General features: G+C 58.6%; 15 protein-coding genes, 1 tRNA gene and 1 pseudogene. 10 read left to right on the top strand and 7 right to left on the bottom strand.

The features are described from left to right. Nucleotides 1-13: 13 nt before the first annotated feature. Nucleotides 14-2,479: an LPS assembly protein LptD gene (gene lptD, locus G5367_RS18275; protein WP_005341030.1), complete on the bottom strand. Its 2,466-nt coding sequence runs from the start codon at nt 2,477-2,479 to the stop codon at nt 14-16. A gap of 174 nt (nt 2,480-2,653) precedes the next feature. Between lptD and G5367_RS18270 the strand changes: the two genes are divergently transcribed. From G5367_RS18270 to djlA, 3 genes are read left to right on the top strand one after another with little or no spacing between them, the layout of a single operon-like run. Continuing rightward, a complete protein-coding gene (locus G5367_RS18270; RefSeq protein ID WP_421244803.1) occupies nt 2,654-3,664 on the top strand; it encodes an aminoglycoside phosphotransferase family protein in 1,011 nt (336 codons plus the stop codon). Then, nucleotides 3,661-4,329, top strand: a complete 669-nt coding sequence (gene murU / locus G5367_RS18265) for an N-acetylmuramate alpha-1-phosphate uridylyltransferase MurU (protein WP_216980185.1) — start codon at nt 3,661-3,663, stop codon at nt 4,327-4,329. The genes G5367_RS18270 and murU overlap by 4 nt, the downstream gene beginning before the upstream one ends. 19 nt (nt 4,330-4,348) lie before the next feature. Continuing rightward, the gene (gene djlA / locus G5367_RS18260) at nt 4,349-5,182 is read left to right on the top strand and encodes a co-chaperone DjlA (protein WP_421244802.1); all 834 of its coding nucleotides are present in this window, start codon (nt 4,349-4,351) and stop codon (nt 5,180-5,182) included. A gap of 76 nt (nt 5,183-5,258) precedes the next feature. On the opposite strand, the gene G5367_RS18255 is transcribed toward djlA, so the two are convergent. Further along, nucleotides 5,259-6,710 carry an aminoacyl-histidine dipeptidase gene (locus tag G5367_RS18255; protein ID WP_421244801.1) on the bottom strand — a complete coding sequence of 484 codons (1,452 nt, stop codon included), beginning with the start codon at nt 6,708-6,710 and terminating at the stop codon, nt 5,259-5,261. A gap of 947 nt (nt 6,711-7,657) precedes the next feature. Between G5367_RS18255 and gpt the strand changes: the two genes are divergently transcribed. The 5 genes and pseudogenes from gpt to G5367_RS18230 form a co-directional block, all read left to right on the top strand. Next, nucleotides 7,658-8,125, top strand: coding sequence for a xanthine phosphoribosyltransferase (gpt, locus tag G5367_RS18250; protein WP_005339007.1), 468 nt, complete (start codon nt 7,658-7,660; stop codon nt 8,123-8,125). Between the two features lie 172 nt (nt 8,126-8,297). Next, on the top strand, nt 8,298-9,566 hold the full coding sequence (gene frsA / locus G5367_RS18245) for an esterase FrsA (RefSeq protein ID WP_421212603.1): 1,269 nt from the start codon (nt 8,298-8,300) through the stop codon (nt 9,564-9,566). Nucleotides 9,567-9,628: 62 nt separating this feature from the next. Continuing rightward, nucleotides 9,629-10,021, top strand: a complete 393-nt coding sequence (gene crl, locus G5367_RS18240; protein ID WP_337073340.1) for a sigma factor-binding protein Crl — start codon at nt 9,629-9,631, stop codon at nt 10,019-10,021. Between the two features lie 179 nt (nt 10,022-10,200). Further along, a complete protein-coding gene (gene proB / locus G5367_RS18235) occupies nt 10,201-11,304 on the top strand; it encodes a glutamate 5-kinase (protein ID WP_033114873.1) in 1,104 nt (367 codons plus the stop codon). 15 nt (nt 11,305-11,319) lie between these two features. Next, a pseudogene (locus tag G5367_RS18230) lies at nt 11,320-12,591 on the top strand (glutamate-5-semialdehyde dehydrogenase); the annotation flags it as partial. 86 nt (nt 12,592-12,677) lie between these two features. Here G5367_RS18230 and G5367_RS18225 read toward each other — a convergent pair. The 5 genes from G5367_RS18225 to rsgA are packed head-to-tail and all read right to left on the bottom strand — an operon-like array spanning nt 12,678 to nt 15,524. Further along, nucleotides 12,678-13,067 (bottom strand): hypothetical protein, encoded by a 390-nt coding sequence (locus G5367_RS18225; RefSeq protein ID WP_421244800.1) that lies wholly within the window; start codon nt 13,065-13,067, stop codon nt 12,678-12,680. A 2-nt stretch (nt 13,068-13,069) separates the two neighbouring features. Next, complete coding sequence (locus G5367_RS18220) at nt 13,070-13,333, bottom strand: DUF2960 domain-containing protein (protein ID WP_421244799.1); 264 nt, start codon at nt 13,331-13,333, stop codon at nt 13,070-13,072. Next, nucleotides 13,323-13,592 carry a VF530 family DNA-binding protein gene (locus G5367_RS18215; protein WP_005349372.1) on the bottom strand — a complete coding sequence of 90 codons (270 nt, stop codon included), beginning with the start codon at nt 13,590-13,592 and terminating at the stop codon, nt 13,323-13,325. Before G5367_RS18215 ends, G5367_RS18220 begins: the two co-directional genes overlap by 11 nt. Beyond that, the gene (asd, locus tag G5367_RS18210; RefSeq protein WP_421244798.1) at nt 13,589-14,461 is read right to left on the bottom strand and encodes an archaetidylserine decarboxylase; all 873 of its coding nucleotides are present in this window, start codon (nt 14,459-14,461) and stop codon (nt 13,589-13,591) included. The genes G5367_RS18215 and asd overlap by 4 nt, the downstream gene beginning before the upstream one ends. 28 nt (nt 14,462-14,489) lie before the next feature. Further along, on the bottom strand, nt 14,490-15,524 hold the full coding sequence (rsgA, locus tag G5367_RS18205) for a small ribosomal subunit biogenesis GTPase RsgA (RefSeq protein ID WP_421244797.1): 1,035 nt from the start codon (nt 15,522-15,524) through the stop codon (nt 14,490-14,492). A 91-nt stretch (nt 15,525-15,615) separates the two neighbouring features. Between rsgA and orn the strand changes: the two genes are divergently transcribed. Then, a complete protein-coding gene (orn, locus tag G5367_RS18200) occupies nt 15,616-16,161 on the top strand; it encodes an oligoribonuclease (RefSeq protein ID WP_421244796.1) in 546 nt (181 codons plus the stop codon). 178 nt (nt 16,162-16,339) lie between these two features. After that, nucleotides 16,340-16,412: transfer RNA gene (locus G5367_RS18195), tRNA-Gly, on the top strand. Nucleotide 16,413 lies beyond the last annotated feature (1 nt).

Raw genomic sequence — 16,413 nt, 5'->3', positions numbered from 1 at the left:
GGCTGGACCAGCATCATTGCTGGTCTTTCAGATTAAACGGGCGAACATAGGGCAACAGCTCGGTATCCAGTGTGACACTGCGGCCACCGGTACCCACACTGCCAAGTCCCTTCATTTCAAACTGCAGACCAATGACTTTTTCCGAAGTTGGCTTCAGGGTGATATTGTCCGGCTGGTTGTGCCACTCTAGGCTCATGTTGATGCTCCAGCAGCAGGAGTCGTATTTGACACCGATTTTGCGGTCAATGTTCACATCCTGCTTGATATCACGGTAGTAACCGCCATACATCTGCCACTGATCGGCGATCGGTGCCATCATCACTAGGCCAGCCTGGCTGAGGTCTTCGGCCAGATTTGGGTTGCTCGGGTAGCGATAGTCCCGGTTGCCGTCCTGGATATAACGGTAGTTGACCTGGGTGGTCAGCTTGCCGGCCCGATATTCGACCGCACCGTTGCCAGCAGTAAAATCACCCTCGGAGGTGTCGTACTGGCTCCCTACATGGGCAAACCACTCATCGGTGATCCGGGCATCACCTTCGAACGAGAGCAGTGAGCGCGAATTGGTGCTCTTGGGATCCGATGGATAGAGGCGTACCTTGGGGGGCGTCATTTCGAAGGCCTGAGCCACCGCCAAGCGTAACCTTTCATCACCCACATTGTCATAGACCCGGCTGGTCAAGCCAGCGGTAACCCGGTTGGCATCACTAATGCGATCGAGACCGGCATAGCGGCGATCGCTAAACAGGCTGTAGTAATCCTGACGGGTTGTGGTGGAGTCGTAGATCCCGATCTCATCCTGATTCCGATAGGGTACATAGAGATACTGAAACTCCGGCTCAAGCGTCTGGGTGCCCTTGCCATCATACCAGTCAATCGAACGATCGAAGTTGAGCCCGCCCTTGAGTCGGAAGGAGGGAAGGGTGCGATTGACGGTTCCATCCGCCAGGGTCAATTGCTTGCTTTCAACATCGGTGAAGCGGGTTCGATCGGTGGCTACCAGATCCTTGGGAACCTCCTGGTTGTAGGAGGTAAACATCAGCTTGTACTGGCTGGTGAGGTAATAGCCGGGCGCATCCACCAGAGGAATTGTCAGGGCGGGCGCTAAATGAAATCTGGTGGCTGTGTAGCGTTCACCGGCTTGCTGGGCAGTGGCACTGCCGCTGTCATAGCCAAACTTGGTCAGCTCGCTGTTCCAGGCCAGATCGAACCACTGACCCTGCTGGTAGTAGTTGTAGTTGATGCGTGGCAGCATCTCGTGAGGCAGCAAAGCACCAGGCAACAATATCTGGTAGCGGCGTATCTCCGAGGTGAGGTTCCAGTTTTGTTGGTAGTAACCAGCAGTAAAGGATTGCTGCAACTGGCTGTCGACCTGGGTACCTACTTGCGGACTGAAGTCATTGAAGTAGTTGTAATCCTTGTCCCGGACTTTGGTGTAATCGATACCAAAGCGTAGCGAACCATCCATCAGGGTGGAGCCGTGACGGACGTTCAGCAGATAGCGATGGCCATCAGAGAGGTACGGCGTTCCTGTTGAAGGGTTGGTAAAGCTTGGATTGCCCGAGTCAAACTGCTTGTCATCCCTCAGATTTTCAAAATAGAGGGTGCCGATATGGGCGGGATCCGGCATGTAGCGGAACTCCACCTGTTCCATCAGGCCTCGCCTGTCCATGAAACGAGAGGTGATGGTGGCATCGTAGTTGGGGGCAATGTTCCAGTAGAAGGGCTGGGTGATCTCCATGCCATTGCCGGAACTCTGTTTGTAACCCGGATAGAGCAGACCTGTCTTCCGTTCATCCTTGATGGGAAAGTTGATGTACGGAAAATAGAACACCGGGTAGTCATAGAGCCAGAGACTGGCGTTCCAGGCTTCACCGAATACCTCTTTCTGGTCGATATCGATGTTGCCTGCCTTGAGGGTCCACACCTCCTGACCGGGGGGGCAAGTGGTGTACTGGGCCCCCTCCATGGTGATGTTCTGGTTGTTGTTGGTCATCACTACGCGCTTGGCAAAGCCGCGCACCGGTGAGCCATGCACCTGATACTTGCCCTCTTCCAGCTCGGAGTTCTTGGTATCCAGATTGGATTTGAGGGTCTTGTCGCTGGTGACGGTCACCTGACCGTCGTTGTAATAGATGTTGCCGATGGCGATGACATCCCGGCTCTTCTGATCGAGCTGGGCATAGTCGGAGTCAAACTTGCGAACACCCTGACGAACCTTGACGTCACCTTCATAGACGGCGGTGCCGCCCTGTTTGGCCTCGAGACGGTCAGCATCAACCTCGACCGGCTGTGCGTTGGCATCCTGATCCGATGCTGGCTTCTCTATCTTGGGAACATAGTCATAGCAGAGACTATCAAGAATGCCGGTGGCTGGCGGCGCTTCGAACGGAGCCGCCTGCACCATCACAGGGGCAAGTGCGGGGGCCAGACTGATAGTCAGGGCGATGGGATAGCGGTACCCCAGTGTCCATTTGGTCATGTGAAAGACTCGTGCAATCCGTGATAGATACGGTTGATCCAAGGCATGCATTTTACGACAGGTTTCATCGAGTTGACATTGCATGTCATTGCTTTATGTTAGCCGGCAATGATAAAGCATTATTGCGGCCAGGGCTAACAGCCAAGTGCTGCTTTTCACCTTGGTCCCCGACTTATGCACGATCGCGATTCCCTGCTATTGCGGTGGGCACGCCAGATATCAGGCGATGCCACCCTTCAGTTGACCCTTATTTCCGGTGATGCCAGTTTCCGCCGCTACTACCGTGGTGCCGGGCTGATATGGGTAGATGCCAATCCGAAAACCGAAAAAAATCATGAATTTGTTCGTAACGCGGCCGCCTTGCTGGCGCGTCAGCTGCTGGCGCCAGAGGTGAAGGCGATAGACTACGAGCAGGGCTTGCTGGCGGTCAGTGACCTGGGCGATACCCAGCTTATCAGCCGCCTGAACGAGCACAACGTGCTGGCCTGGTATGGCAAGGCCATTGATTTGTTGCCCCGACTGGGGGCAGTCGACCTGGCACTTGAACCCTTCGATGCCGCTTTTATGGCACGGGAGAACAGCATTTTCCCCGAGTGGCTGCTGGGCCACCATCTAAAACTGACCCTGAGCGACGAAGAGCAGCAGTTGCTCGATGAGACCTTTGCCTGTCTCACAACCTGCAATCTGGCCCAGCCGCAAGGAGTCATGCACCGGGACTTCCACAGTCGCAACCTGATGGTGTGCGGCGGAGGCACTCCTGATAGCAGCGAACTCGCCATCATCGATTTTCAGGATATGGTCATCGGGCCGCTCACCTATGATCTGGTCTCCCTGCTGAAAGATTGCTACGTACGCTGGTCAGACGATGTGATCGATGAAGGGATGCGGCACGGCTTTGCCACCCTGCAACAGGCGGGTCTGCTTGGTGAGCTCGATTATGCCAGTTTCCGTCGTGATGCCGACCTGACCGGCATGCAGCGCCACCTCAAAGCTGCGGGGATCTTCACCCGGCTCTATCATCGCGACGGCAAGCCTGGCTATCTCAAGGATATTCCCCGTACTCTCGGCTATGTGGTGGATGTCTGTCGCACTCATGGTAGTGCCTATCCGGTACTGGCCCGTTTTGGTCAGTGGCTGGAGCAGGTTGTGTTGCCGGGGATTGCCAATGCAGGGGTTAAACCATGAAGGCGATGATCTTGGCCGCTGGCCGTGGCGAGCGGATGCGCCCGCTGACCGACCTGCTGCCCAAGCCGTTGTTGGCTGTCGGGGGCAAGCCGCTCATCGTTCATCACATCGAAAAACTCAAAGCCGCCGGGGTGACCGAGTTGGTGATCAACCACGCCTGGCTCGGCCACAAGCTGGTCGAGAGCCTTGGTGATGGCAGTGCGCTTGGCGTGACCATCCACTGGTCAGCCGAAGAGAGTGCGCTGGAGACTGCGGGCGGCATCGTGCAGGCGCTGCCGCTGCTGGGCTCTAAACCCTTTTTGGTGATCAACGGCGATACCTGGCTCGATCTCGATTATCACACTCTGGTCAGTCAGCCCCTTGGCGATGATCTGGCACATCTCTGGCTGGTGCCCAATCCGCCCCAGCACCCTAGCGGGGACTTTGCCCTGCAAGGGGGGCGAGTCATGGATACGCCAGCGTTTACCTTCAGCGGGGTCGGACTATATGATCCGGCGGCCTTTGCCGGTCTCGCGGGCGGTGCCCGCAAGCTGGCGCCCCTGCTCCGTGACTGGATGGCGCAAGGGCGGGTGGGCGGCAGCCTGCTCGCTGGCGAGTGGCGCGATATCGGCACGGTCGATCGACTGCGCGAGCTGGATGACCAGCTCCAGGCCCGCACTCATTAACTTCAAGAGGTCTTGAACCATGCGTATTTGGGGTAAGGTGCTGGGCGCCTTCTTCGGTTTTCTGCTCGGCAATATCATCGGCGCCCTGATTGGCCTCTGGATTGGCCACCGTTTCGACCGTGGCATGGGGCTGCAGGGGGCGTTTCGTCGCGGCCCGACTCAGGCGCAGCAAGCCGTCTTCTTCCACGCCACCTTCTCGGTGATGGGCCACATCGCCAAGGCCAGCGGTCAGGTGACCGAGCAGGAGATCCGGGTTGCCTCCAACCTGATGGATCGTATGCGGCTGGCGGGTGAACAGCGTGCCCGGGCGCAGGAGTCGTTTCGTCTCGGCAAAGAGGCTGATTTCCCGCTGCGCGAGACCCTGGCCGAGTTCCGCCGTGCCAGTCTGGGGCAGCGCGACATTCTGCGCTTTTTCCTCGAGGTACAACTGCAGGCTGCCTTTGCTGACGGACGGGTAGAGGAGGGCGAGCGCGCCATTCTTCATACCATCGCCGACGAGCTGGGGTTCAGTCGCATCGAGCTGGCCCGCATTCTGGCGATGGCCGAAGCGCAGATGAACTTCTTTAATCAGGCCCATGGCCAGTATCAGGGGAGCCATTCCGGTGGCCAGCAGTATCGGCAGGAGGCACCCTCTGCGGATCGTCTCAAGAATGCCTACCAGTTGCTGGGGGTAAGCGAGAGCGACAGCGATCAGGATATCAAGCGCGCCTACCGCAAGGAGATGAGCAAGCATCACCCGGACAAGCTGGCCGCCAAGGGGTTGCCGCCGGAGATGATGGAGATGGCCAAGGAGAAAACCCAGGAGATCCAACAAGCCTGGGAGTGGATCCGCGAGGCCCGCGGTATCCGTTAAGCGCCAAAGTCAGGCTGGAACAGACAATAAAAAGCCCCGCAGCAGTGCGGGGCTTTTGTTTTGCCGTTGGGCTGTCTTACTTGGCCGGAATGGCTTCCAGTACGTGCACCAGCAGCTGCCAGAAACGCTCGACTGCCGGGATGTGTACCTTCTCGTCAGGGGAGTGGGCACCGCGGATGGTCGGGCCGAAGGAGACCATGTCCCACTCCGGATAGGCGCTCTTGAACAGACCGCACTCGAGACCGGCGTGGATCACCATGACGTTGGGCATGGTGCCGAACAGGGTCTGGTAGCTGTTGCGTACCAGCGCCATGACGGGGGAGTCCACGTTCGGCGCCCAACCCGGGTAGGCACCGGTAAATTCGCAGCTGGCGCCTGCCAGGGTGAACAGGGAGCGGGTCATCTGCTCGATGCTCTCGCGGCCGGAGTCAATCAGGGAGCGGATCAGGCACTGGACGTACACTTCGCCATCCTGAGTCTTGATGACCCCCAGGTTGGTCGAGGTTTCGGTCACGCCGGGCATGGCATCGCTCATGCGCATCACACCGTTCGGGCAGGCCATCAGGGCATCCAGCAGGCGCTGTTGCAAAGAGACGCTCATCAGCTTGGCCGGTTTGGCGGTGTTGTTGACCAGCACGGTCAGGTTCGGCTCGGTGGCGGCCAGTTCGGTCTGGTAGATCCCGGTGTAGCGGTCAACCAGTGCCTTGAACTCGTTTACGCTGGCAGCAGGCACCAGCAGGGTGGCACGGGCTTCGCGCGGGATGGCGTTACGCAGGGTACCGCCGTGGATCTCGGCCAGACGAACACCCAGCGGCTCGGCTGCTTTGAGTAGACGCACCAGCAGCTTGTTGGCGTTGCCACGGCCGCGATGGATATCGCAACCTGAGTGGCCGCCACGCAGTCCTTTGACTGCCAGTTCGAGGGCTTCGCCTTCAATGGCGTCAACCAGCTCGAGCGGGAAGCGGATATTGGCATCCACACCGCCAGCGCAGCCCATGTAGACCTCGCCATCCTCTTCGGAGTCGGTGTTGAGCAGAATTTCGCCCTCCAGCCAGCCCGCTTCCAGACCGAAGGCGCCGGTCATGCCGGTCTCTTCGTCTGTGGTCAGCAGCACTTCCAGCGGGCCGTGCTTGATGGTCTTGTCAGCCAGCACAGCCAGGCAACCGGCCATGCCGATGCCGTTGTCGGCACCCAGAGTGGTACCACGGGCCGTGACCCACTCACCATCAACATAGGCATCGATGGGATCGGTCGCGAAGTCGTGTTTGGTGTCGGCGTTGGCCTGCGGCACCATGTCGATGTGGGCCTGCAGTACCACGGCTTTGCGGTTTTCCATCCCCGGGGTGGCCGGTTTCTTGATGATGATGTTGCCGACCTTGTCCTGCTTGACCGCCAGACCTTCCCCTTGGGCCCATTGGATGATCCAGGCGCTCAGTTTGGCTTCATGTTTGGAAGGGTGGGGGATGGAGCAGATCTGTTCGAAGAAATGCCAAATCAGTTTGGGAGAGAGAGAGCTAAGCTGTGCCACGTCGGGACTCCTTACCAGCACGGAATTAACAGGGCCCCATCAGCGGGCCGGGGAAGAGGATAACGATAATACAGTCAATCACACAAAAATGTGAGCAATCAGCGCAAATCGCAGGCAGCTTGTGCTGGCTGATGGCAATCAGGCAGTACGATCGTCAGGTTCGGACGACGCTGACCGATAGAAAAGAAATTATGTGACCGATCTCACAAAAATATTGAATTTAATGCACCGACTGGTAAATTAGCTCCCGTGGTTCGCAACCCGTCAGGATGACGATGAAAGCCTCCAGGGAACCGAAGCAAAGCAAGTGCGCCTCCATGGAACCGAGTGTTCGTTCAAGGATTTGAGCCCGCATTAAAGGTACGTAACTTGTTAAGCAATCAGGAGTTTCAATATGCCAGGCAGCAACTCAACCTATTGGTTTGCCCCCTCTTTGTATACCCAGGGTTTCAGCTACCCTAACCCCTTCGTCACTCGTCGCTAAGACGAACTGCCCAACCAGGCAGAGGCGAGAAAGCAGCAGGTGCGTGAGGTAAATCCTCCCCCTGCTATTTTTTTATCTGCGATTGGCCGCACAGCTCATTTGGGCTCGGCAGCAGGGATGGCAGGTTAGTCGTTTGGCGCTCTATATGTGCCGAGTTGAGAGGGTGATGCCGATTTTTCCTGTTTTTGGCATACGTTTGCCAGGCATTTTCTCTGCAAACGGTGCTATCATATCGGCCCAACAGCCTGTCCGCGGTTTGGACACATCATCTAACCGATCGCCGGATAAGCCCATCTTGCTTCCATTGTTATCAGATTTGCTGCCGAGGCTTAGCCCTGAGGCAGCCGAAGTGCAATCTGAATTCAGTCGGGCAAGGGCCGCCATTTACTGGCATCCGCAGGGAGAATTGCGGATGTTGTTATTTTAAGTAATTGTTTTTAAATAACTATTCGAGATCGATAACATGCCGAAAAAGTTCTATGTGTCGTGGGACAACCTGCAACGTGAAGCTCGCCGTCTGGCCCGTCGTCAGCTGCCTGTCAGCCAGTGGAAAGGTATCATCGCGGTCAGCCGTGGTGGTCTGGTGCCCGCAGCCCTGATGGCCCGTGAACTTGGCATTCGTAATGTGGAAACCCTCTGCATCTCCAGCTATGACCACGACAGCCAGCGCGAGCTGGTGGTCGTGAAGGCTGCCACCACCGCCGGTGACGGCGAAGGCTGGCTGGTGGTGGAAGATCTGGTGGACACCGGCACCACCGCCAAGGCGATCCGTGAGCTCTACCCGAAAGCCAAGTTCATCGCGATTTTCGCCAAGCCGATGGGCGAAGCGCTGCTGGACGATTTCGAAGTGGCGATCCCGCAGGATACCTGGATCGAACAGCCGTGGGATATGGCGCTGGAGTTCGCTACACCGATCTGCGACGAAAAGTAACGGAAACGGGATGTGACGCTCGCTGCGTCCATTGGCCGTAACTGTCAATAATGGTTTCACAGGGCTCCAATTTGGAGCCCTGTTTTTTTGTCTATCAATCTGTTGCGGGGTGGCTGAGTGGCGGCAAAAGTGGTTAAGATGAACCATTGCCTGATATGAATGAGACACTATCTTGGACTTGAACGAAGACCTTAACCTGACCGAACAGCTCTTTACCCGCGTCAAGAAGGTATTGGAAACATCCGAGATCTCCAACTCCAGTGCGGCTGACCTGGCGGAAGCCGAGTCAGATGAGATGTTTATCGACGGCTCCATGTCAAAGAGCTGGTATCGTCTGTTGCGTCGTCCTTCCTGGGCCTGGCAGGGGGCTGATCCCATCGAGGTGGAGCAAACCCTGGCCCGCATCGCCATGGCTAGTGGCGAACGCACCCACGACTGCTATCTCGATACCATCAAGGGCTACGTGCCCGGCAACTGGATTTACGAGTGGAGCCAGGTGGCTGGCAACTATTTCAAGCAGGGGCGCGCACTGCGCGAGCTGGGGGATAATGCTGGCGCCCTGAAACAGTTACTCAAGGCGGTACGCTATTACTCCATCGCCAGCTATCCTCATCTCAAAGACGATGAGCTGGCGGATCAGGCCCAGCTGCTTGGCAACATGGCCTATCGCGAGGCGGGTCGGCTGTTCAAGGTTCCGCTCAAAGAGATCCAGGTGCCTTTTCGCGGCAAGCATATTCAGGGTTATCTCCACCTGCCGACTACCGAAAAGCCGGTGCCGCTGGTGATCATCAGCGGCGGGATCGACTCCCTGCAGCTCGATTTCCTCAACTTCTATCTCAAACGGCTCGAGCCCAACGGTATCGGCATGCTATCCCTCGATATGCCCGGGATTGGCTATGCCGAGCATTGGCCATTGGTGCAGGATACCAGCCGCCTCCATCAGGCGGTGCTCCATTACCTTTCCGAAGTGGCCTGGGTCGATCATCAGCGTATCGCCATGGTGGGGATGCGTCTGGCGGGCAATATCGCAGCCAGATTGGCGTTTATCGAACCGTTCAAGCTGCGGACTGTGGTCTGTGTCGGCGCCGGGGTCAATCAGGTGTTTACCAATCAGGAGCTGTTTGCCAAGTGTCCGCGCATGATGCGGGACAGTCTGGCCAACCGGTTGGGGGCGGATGCAGCGCAGTGGGACGGCATGCGTACCAAGTGCCAGGTATTTTCACTTAAAACACAAGGATTACTGGGGACTCGCACCTCAGTGCCGATATTGAGTATTGGACACAAGCGAGATTTCATTTGTCCCGAGCAGGATGTACGGGCATTGGCGGCGGCCAGTCGTAACGGCAAGGCCATCGTATTCGACAAACAGCCTTTGCTGGAGGTGTATGACAAGGCTCTGGACGAAATCGTCGAGTGGCTGAAACAGCATTTGTGTACCTGACATTGCGCTAAAGAACTGACGCCATCCCGAGGTGGCGCGGCTTGTTTAACAGGGAGGTTAACATGTCTGAAAGAGTGACCTACAAGCGACTGCTGAGGCAGTTTGCTGCCATTGGCCCCTATTTGCGCGAAGATCTCTGCGAAGAGGGGCATTATCGTTTCGACTGCCTGTCGGTCTGTGTCAGCGCCAAGCCGGCGCCGGACAAACGGGAGTTCTGGGGCTGGTGGCTGGTGCTGGAGCAGGACGATCACCATTTCCGTTACCACTATCAGCTCGGTTTCTACAATGCTGATGGTGAGTGGCTGGAAAAGCCGATCCCCAAGAAGCACCAGGTAGAAGTGGAACGGACCCTCAACCGTTTCTACAAGCTCATCAGCGACAAACTGGCGGCACTGGAGTGCCAGTTAGCGCCAGCGGATCAGGTCACCAATGAGTTGACCGTGACCGCCGCTTGATCCCTGATGCCCGGTGAGCAGCATCCCGCTGTTTGCCGGGCCATCAGTCAGCCATCTCCCCTTCCGACCGCAATCATCCGGGCTTTGCCCCATCTCCTCACCCCAGTGTTAATTGCCTTGCAGGGCTCCATAGCCGTGGGTATAAAGATATTCCTTACTTTTTTAGCCTTTATGCTCCCATGGAAAACAGAACCATAGTCGTCAAGTTGGGCACCAGCGTGCTCACAGGGGGGTCTTCCCAGCTCAATCGTGCCCATATGGTCGAGCTGGTCAGACAGTGTGCGGCCTTGCACCGTCACGGCCACAGGGTCGTGGTCGTCACATCAGGGGCTATCGCCGCCGGTCGTGAACATCTGGGTCACCCGCCACTGGCGCCAACCCTGCCCAATAAGCAGATGCTGGCGGCGGTTGGTCAGACCCAGCTTATTCGGGTATGGCAGGATCTGTTCAACCTCTACGGTCTGCATATCGGCCAGATGCTGCTGACCCGCGCCGATCTGGAAGATCGGGAACGCTATCTCAATGCCCGCGATACCATGCGCACACTGCTTGATCACCGCATCATTCCGGTCATCAACGAAAACGATGCGGTGGCGACCGCCGAGATCAAGGTCGGCGACAACGACAACCTCTCCGCACGGGCCGCTATTCTGGCGGATGCGGATCTGCTGATCCTGCTGACCGACCAGAAGGGGCTCTTTACCGCCGATCCGCGCACCAATCCTGATGCCCAGCTCATTGAAGAGGTGCAGACCATCGACGATACCCTGCGCTCGCTGGCGGGTGACAGCGTCAGTGGCCTCGGTACCGGCGGCATGGCTACCAAGCTGCAGGCCGCCGATGTGGCGCGCCGCGCTGGTGTCAACGTGGTGATCGCGACCGGCCAGATGCCAGAGGTGATCGGTCGTCTCGCCAAGGGCGAGCGGATTGGCACCCTGTTCCCGGCGCTGGCGTCCCCGCTGGAAGGGCGCAAGAGCTGGATCCTGGCAGGCCCACCCCCTCACGGCGAAGTACATGTGGATCAGGGCGCAGTGGCCGCCATGAAGGAGAAAGGCTCCAGCCTGCTGCCCAAGGGGATTGTCGCAGTCAAGGGCGACTTTATTCGGGGCGATGTGGTGCGCATTCTTGATCCCAAAGGAGCCGAGTTGGCGCGCGGTATCTGCCGTTACGATCATCTGGAGCTGGACAAGCTGCGCGGCGTCCACTCGGATCAGATTGAGCAGGTACTGGGCTATGGATATGGTTCAGTAGCCATCCATCGAGACGATATGGTGCTGCTCTAATCAGCGGCACGGCATGAACAAAAGGGAACCGAGATGAGTCTGGAGAAAATGGGGCAGGCGGCCCGTGAAGCCGCCTATCAGCTGGCTACCGTCAGCACGGCGCAGAAAAACCGGGCGCTGGCCGCCATCGCCGACGAGCTGGAGGCGCGCAGTGAGCAGGTCCTCGCCGCCAACGCGAAAGATATCGCCGCCGGCCGTGAGGCGGGCTTGTCAGAGGCGATGCTGGATCGCCTGCTGCTCAATCCGGCCCGGCTAGCCGGTATCGTGGCAGATGTGCGCAAGGTGATCACGCTGGACGATCCGGTCGGCGCCGAAATGGATAGCCGGGTGCTGGAAAATGGCCTGCGTCTCTCCCGTCGTCGGGTGCCCATCGGGGTTATCGGCGTCATCTACGAGGCGCGCCCCAACGTCACCATCGACATCGCCAGCCTCTGCCTCAAGACCGGTAACGCCAGCATACTGCGCGGCGGGCGCGAGACCTTCCACTCCAATCTGGAACTGGTGCGGGTGATCCAGCATGCCTTGGCGGCCTCCGGTCTGCCCGAGGCGGCGGTGCAGTACATCGACAACCCGGATCGGGCGCTGGTCGGCGAGCTGCTGCGCCTCGACCGCTATGTGGACATGATCATCCCCCGTGGCGGTGCCGGCCTGCACAAGATGTGCAAGGAGAACAGCTCCATCCCGGTCATCATCGGCGGTTTCGGCATCAGCCATATCTTCGTCGACGAGAGTGCCGATCTGGTGCGCTCTCTGGCTGTTATCGACAACGCCAAGGTGCAACGCCCCTCCGCCTGCAATGCCCTCGATACCCTGCTGGTACACGAGAAGGTGGCAGCCACCTTCCTGCCGCAACTGGTGACGCTGATGAACGAGCGCAAGGTGACGCTGGTGGCCGCGCCCAACGCCATGACACAGTTGGCGGGTGCCGACAACCTGTGCGAGGCGGGGCCGGAGGATTTCGATACCGAGTGGCTGGGACTGACCCTGGGGGTCAAGCTGGTGGCGGATGTGAACGAAGCGCTGGCCCATATGCGCGAGCATAACGCCGGCCACTCCGATGCCATCCTGACCAACGATCTGGCCAACGCCGAGCGTTTCGTCAACGTGGCCGGTTCGGCGGCGGTCTACGTCAACGCTTCGACCCGTTTCACCGATGGCGGCCAGTTTGGTCTGGGCGCTGAAGTGGCGGTGTCGACCCAGATGCTGCACGCCCGTGGCCCCATGGGGCTGACCGAGCTCACCAGCTACAAGTGGGTGGGGCAGGCCGATTACCTTAGCCGCGCCTGATAACAGTCTGTTTCACATACAAAAATGCCGACCACTTGGGTCGGCATTTTATTTGGCGGATATCGGGAAGATATCAGGCGTTCGGGTTACTCCCCCTGATAGAGCACCTTGTCACCGGATTTGAGCACATAGCCCTTCCAGGGGAAGAGGGTGTAGCCGCTACCCTGCCACGACCAGTTGCCTTCCATGCCCTGACGGGCAAGCTGGTGCTGCTCGCCAGTGGGCAGGGTGAGCTCGGCCTTGCTCTGATCGGTGTTGAACAGCACGAACGCACTGCTGGTCTGGCCGGCATCGGTCGGATTGAGCCGGATGCCCTGCTCGAACAGTCGTACGCACTGGTTGGTCAGCGCCGACCACTGATAGCCCGCACTGCCGATACAGCCGTGGCTGTCGCGATCGCTGCCCACCAGATGTTGTTCCGGTGTACTGCATGCCGCCAGCAGCAGAGAGGCGGCCATCAGAGTCAAGGTTCGCATGGTTACTCCTGATCCTCTTCGGGATTGTCCCGTTCGATGACGATGTTGGAGAATCCCAACTCTTTGAAGTAGTTCTCCTGGTAATCCTTCACGCTCTTCTTGTCACGGCGACATACCTGAGCCAGCTGGGCCTCCATGGCGTGGAAACTGGAGAGATCCAGCCCTTCGGCTGCGGCGATGGCGTCGTAGATGCTGCGGAACTTGTCGTTGGCATAGCCGAGCTCTTTGGCCTGTTTTTTATAGGTGTACGTAATCTTAAAGGCCATCTTGCCCTTCCTTCTTCGATTTGGCTTGCTTGCGCTGGACGTAGAGGTAGAGGCTTTCGACCTTCTCCCGAGCCCAGGGGGTCTTGCGCAAGAACTTCAGGCTGGACTTGATGCTGGGATTATCGGTGAAGCAGCGGATATTGATCTGCTGCCCCAGCTCTTCCCAGCCATAGTGCTCGACCAGCGCGGTGACGATGGCCTCCAGCGTCAGCCCGTGCAGCGGGTTGTTCTTCTGCGAGGCGTTCGGTTGCTCGCTCATGCCTGCTCCGCCAGCTTGGCAAAGGGCTGACCCATGCGGGTGGTGACCCCGTTGGCCAGATGGGGCTCGAAACCGGCCAGCATGCCCGGACCAAACAGGCAGACGACAGTACTGCCCAGCTTGAACAGCCCCATCTCGGCGCCTTTTTGCAGGGTGATGGCCTCGTCGCCGGTGTAGTCCCAGCGCACCACCTTCTTCTCTTTGGTCGGAGCAATGTTACCGGCCCAGATGGTTTCGATGCTGGCCACGATAGTGGCACCGACCAGCACCAGCGCCATGGGGCCGTGCGGAGTGCGGAAGGTGGCGACCACCCGCTCGTTGCGGGCAAACAGGTTGGGCACGTTCTCGGCGGTGAGCGGGTTGACGGAGAAGAGATCCCCCGGCACGAACACCATGCTCTCCAGTACGCCGTCCAGCGGCATGTGGATGCGGTGATAATCCTTGGGCGCCAGGTAGATGGTGGCGAAGTCGCCATCCTTGAACGGTGCCACCAGATCCTCATAACCGCCCAGCAGCTCGCGGGCGCTGTAGTCGTGGCCCTTGGCCTGAATGATGCGACCCTGCTGGATGGGGCCGAGCTGGCTGACGGTGCCATCCACCGGCAGCGCCAGGGTCATGGCATCTTCTACCACGGGACGGATACCGGGCTTGAGCTCGCGGGTGAAGAACTCGTTGAAGCTCTTATAGTGGGCCGGACTCTCGTGCAGCGCCTCGCTCATGTCGACCTGGTACTGCTTGATAAAGGCCTCGATCACCCTGGTGGTGAGGTTGCCTGCTTCGGCAGCCGCAAGTTTGCCGACCAGGCGAGAGAGGACGTGTTTGGGCAGACAGTATTGACCGGCAATTTTCAGGTTGTCAGTAATGCTCATGTTCATCATCAAGGTAGGTTGAATAGGGTCACAGGCGCGCCTGTTGGCGACCGTGACGGGCTTCCTGCATGGTTTCCAGGATGCGGTGATAGTTGTGGAAGCGATCGGCGCTGATGGCGCCCGCGTCGACCGCGGCGCGCAGGGCACAGCCGGGATCGTCCTTGTGGGTACAGTCGCGGAACTTGCAGCCACCCAGGTAGTCGCGGAATTCGACGAAGCACCAGGTGATGCGTTCGGCTTCCAGATGCCAGAGGGCGAACTCGCGGATCCCGGGGGAGTCGATGAGATCGCCGCCGCTCGGGAAGTGGTAGAGCCGCGCCGTGGTGGTGGTGTGCTGGCCGAGCCCCGAGTTTTCGGAGATCTCGCCGGTGAGCACATCCAGCCCCGGCATCAGGGCGTTGGTGAGGGACGACTTGCCCACCCCGGACTGGCCGACGAAGATGCTGATCTTGTCGGTGAGCTTGGCTTTCAGCTCATCGAGCCCTTCACCGCTCTCGCAGCTCACCAGCAGCACCTCGTAATTGAGCTTGCGGTAGGTTTCGAGCTGGCTCTCGATGCGCGCTCTGGCGGCATCATCAAGCATATCGACCTTGTTCAGCACGATGAGGGGGCGGATCTCCACATCCTCGGCAGCCACCAGATAGCGGTCGACGATGTTGGTGGAGAACTCGGGCATCACCGCCGAGACGATGATGATCTGGTCGATATTGGCGGCGATGGGTTTGACCCCGTCGTAGAAGTCCGGCCGGGTCAGTACCGAGTGGCGCGGATGCACTGCTTCGATGACGCCCGCTGTTGCGGCATTGAGGCCGGGACGCCACACCACCTTGTCGCCGCACACCAGACTGCTGATGCTGCTGCGCCGCAGGTTGCTGCGGTGAATGGTGCCATCGCTCGCTTCCACGTCCGCGTGCTGACCGAAACGGCTGATCACCACCCCTTCGATGGCCGGGCCAAACAGGGTGTCATCCACCTCTGTGGTGTGCTCTTTTTGCAGCCGCCGCTCGCGGTTGGCCTGGACGCGTCTTTGTTGACCCAGATTGAGTTTTGCTTTCTTTGCCACTCGATTCGCCAGTTTATGAACAGATCCAAAGCCAGTATGATACATGCAAATTGGCAAAATTCCGCCATTCCTCCCAACAGAGAGAGTAATCATGACAGTCAGCGCGCAGAACCTGGTATGGATCGACATGGAGATGACGGGTCTCGACCCCGAAGAGAACGTGGTACTGGAGATTGCCACCATAGTCACCGACAAGGACCTGAACGTGCTGGCCGAAGGGCCGGTCATCGCCATTCATCAGAGTGATGAAGAGCTGGCCAAGATGGACGACTGGAACGTCAACACCCATACCAAGAGCGGTCTGGTGGCCCGGGTCAAGGCGAGTCAGCATGACGAGGCGAAAGCCGTTGCCAAGACCCTCGAGTTCATTCGCCAGTGGGTGCCGGAGCGCACCAGCCCGCTGTGCGGCAATAGCATCGGTCAGGATCGCCGCTTCATGGTCAAGCACATGGCCGAGCTGGAAGCCTTCTTCCACTACCGCAACGTCGACGTCAGCACCATCAAGGAGCTGGTACGCCGCTGGCAGCCGGAACTGCTGGAGCAGTTCAAGAAGAGCGGCACCCACCAGGCGCTGGACGATATCCGCGAATCCATCGCCGAGCTGCAGTTCTATCGCAGCCACGTCTTCAAGATCTGATTCCCCGGCAAGGGGTTGTCATGCGCTGGCTGCTAAAATCGACAGTTCGGCCAGCTTTTGAGCGAACGCGCGCAACCAGACAAAAAAGCCCTTGCAATTGGAATGACTGCTCTTATAATTCGGCTCCCGTACAGTAGCGCAAGCAACCAAATGCTGTACGGCCGGTTTTAAGGTAGTTGCGGGAATAGCTCAGTTGGTAGAGCACGACCTTGCCAAGGTCGGGGTCGCGAGTTCGAGTCTCGTTTCCCGCTC

The organism is Aeromonas sp. 604282, from assembly GCF_049170575.1.
GTDB classification, from domain to species: Bacteria; Pseudomonadota; Gammaproteobacteria; order Enterobacterales; family Aeromonadaceae; genus Aeromonas; species Aeromonas veronii_A.
The sequence above is the reverse complement of the archived record's forward strand: the minus strand, read 5'-3'. Positions and strand labels throughout refer to the sequence as shown.

What these genes read in the sequence shown, in the direction of transcription:
- djlA (WP_421244802.1), top strand. Translation starts at nt 4,349, where the DNA reads ATGCGTATTTGGGGTAAGGTGCTGGGCGCCTTCTTCGGTTTTCTGCTC.
- G5367_RS18215 (WP_005349372.1), bottom strand. Translation starts at nt 13,592, where the DNA reads ATGAGCGAGCAACCGAACGCCTCGCAGAAGAACAACCCGCTGCACGGG.
- asd (WP_421244798.1), bottom strand. Translation starts at nt 14,461, where the DNA reads ATGAGCATTACTGACAACCTGAAAATTGCCGGTCAATACTGTCTGCCC.
- proB (WP_033114873.1), top strand. Translation starts at nt 10,201, where the DNA reads ATGGAAAACAGAACCATAGTCGTCAAGTTGGGCACCAGCGTGCTCACA.
- murU (WP_216980185.1), top strand. Translation starts at nt 3,661, where the DNA reads ATGAAGGCGATGATCTTGGCCGCTGGCCGTGGCGAGCGGATGCGCCCG.
- lptD (WP_005341030.1), bottom strand. Translation starts at nt 2,479, where the DNA reads ATGACCAAATGGACACTGGGGTACCGCTATCCCATCGCCCTGACTATC.
- crl (WP_337073340.1), top strand. Translation starts at nt 9,629, where the DNA reads ATGTCTGAAAGAGTGACCTACAAGCGACTGCTGAGGCAGTTTGCTGCC.
- gpt (WP_005339007.1), top strand. Translation starts at nt 7,658, where the DNA reads ATGCCGAAAAAGTTCTATGTGTCGTGGGACAACCTGCAACGTGAAGCT.
- G5367_RS18270 (WP_421244803.1), top strand. Translation starts at nt 2,654, where the DNA reads ATGCACGATCGCGATTCCCTGCTATTGCGGTGGGCACGCCAGATATCA.
- G5367_RS18220 (WP_421244799.1), bottom strand. Translation starts at nt 13,333, where the DNA reads ATGGCCTTTAAGATTACGTACACCTATAAAAAACAGGCCAAAGAGCTC.
- G5367_RS18225 (WP_421244800.1), bottom strand. Translation starts at nt 13,067, where the DNA reads ATGCGAACCTTGACTCTGATGGCCGCCTCTCTGCTGCTGGCGGCATGC.
- orn (WP_421244796.1), top strand. Translation starts at nt 15,616, where the DNA reads ATGACAGTCAGCGCGCAGAACCTGGTATGGATCGACATGGAGATGACG.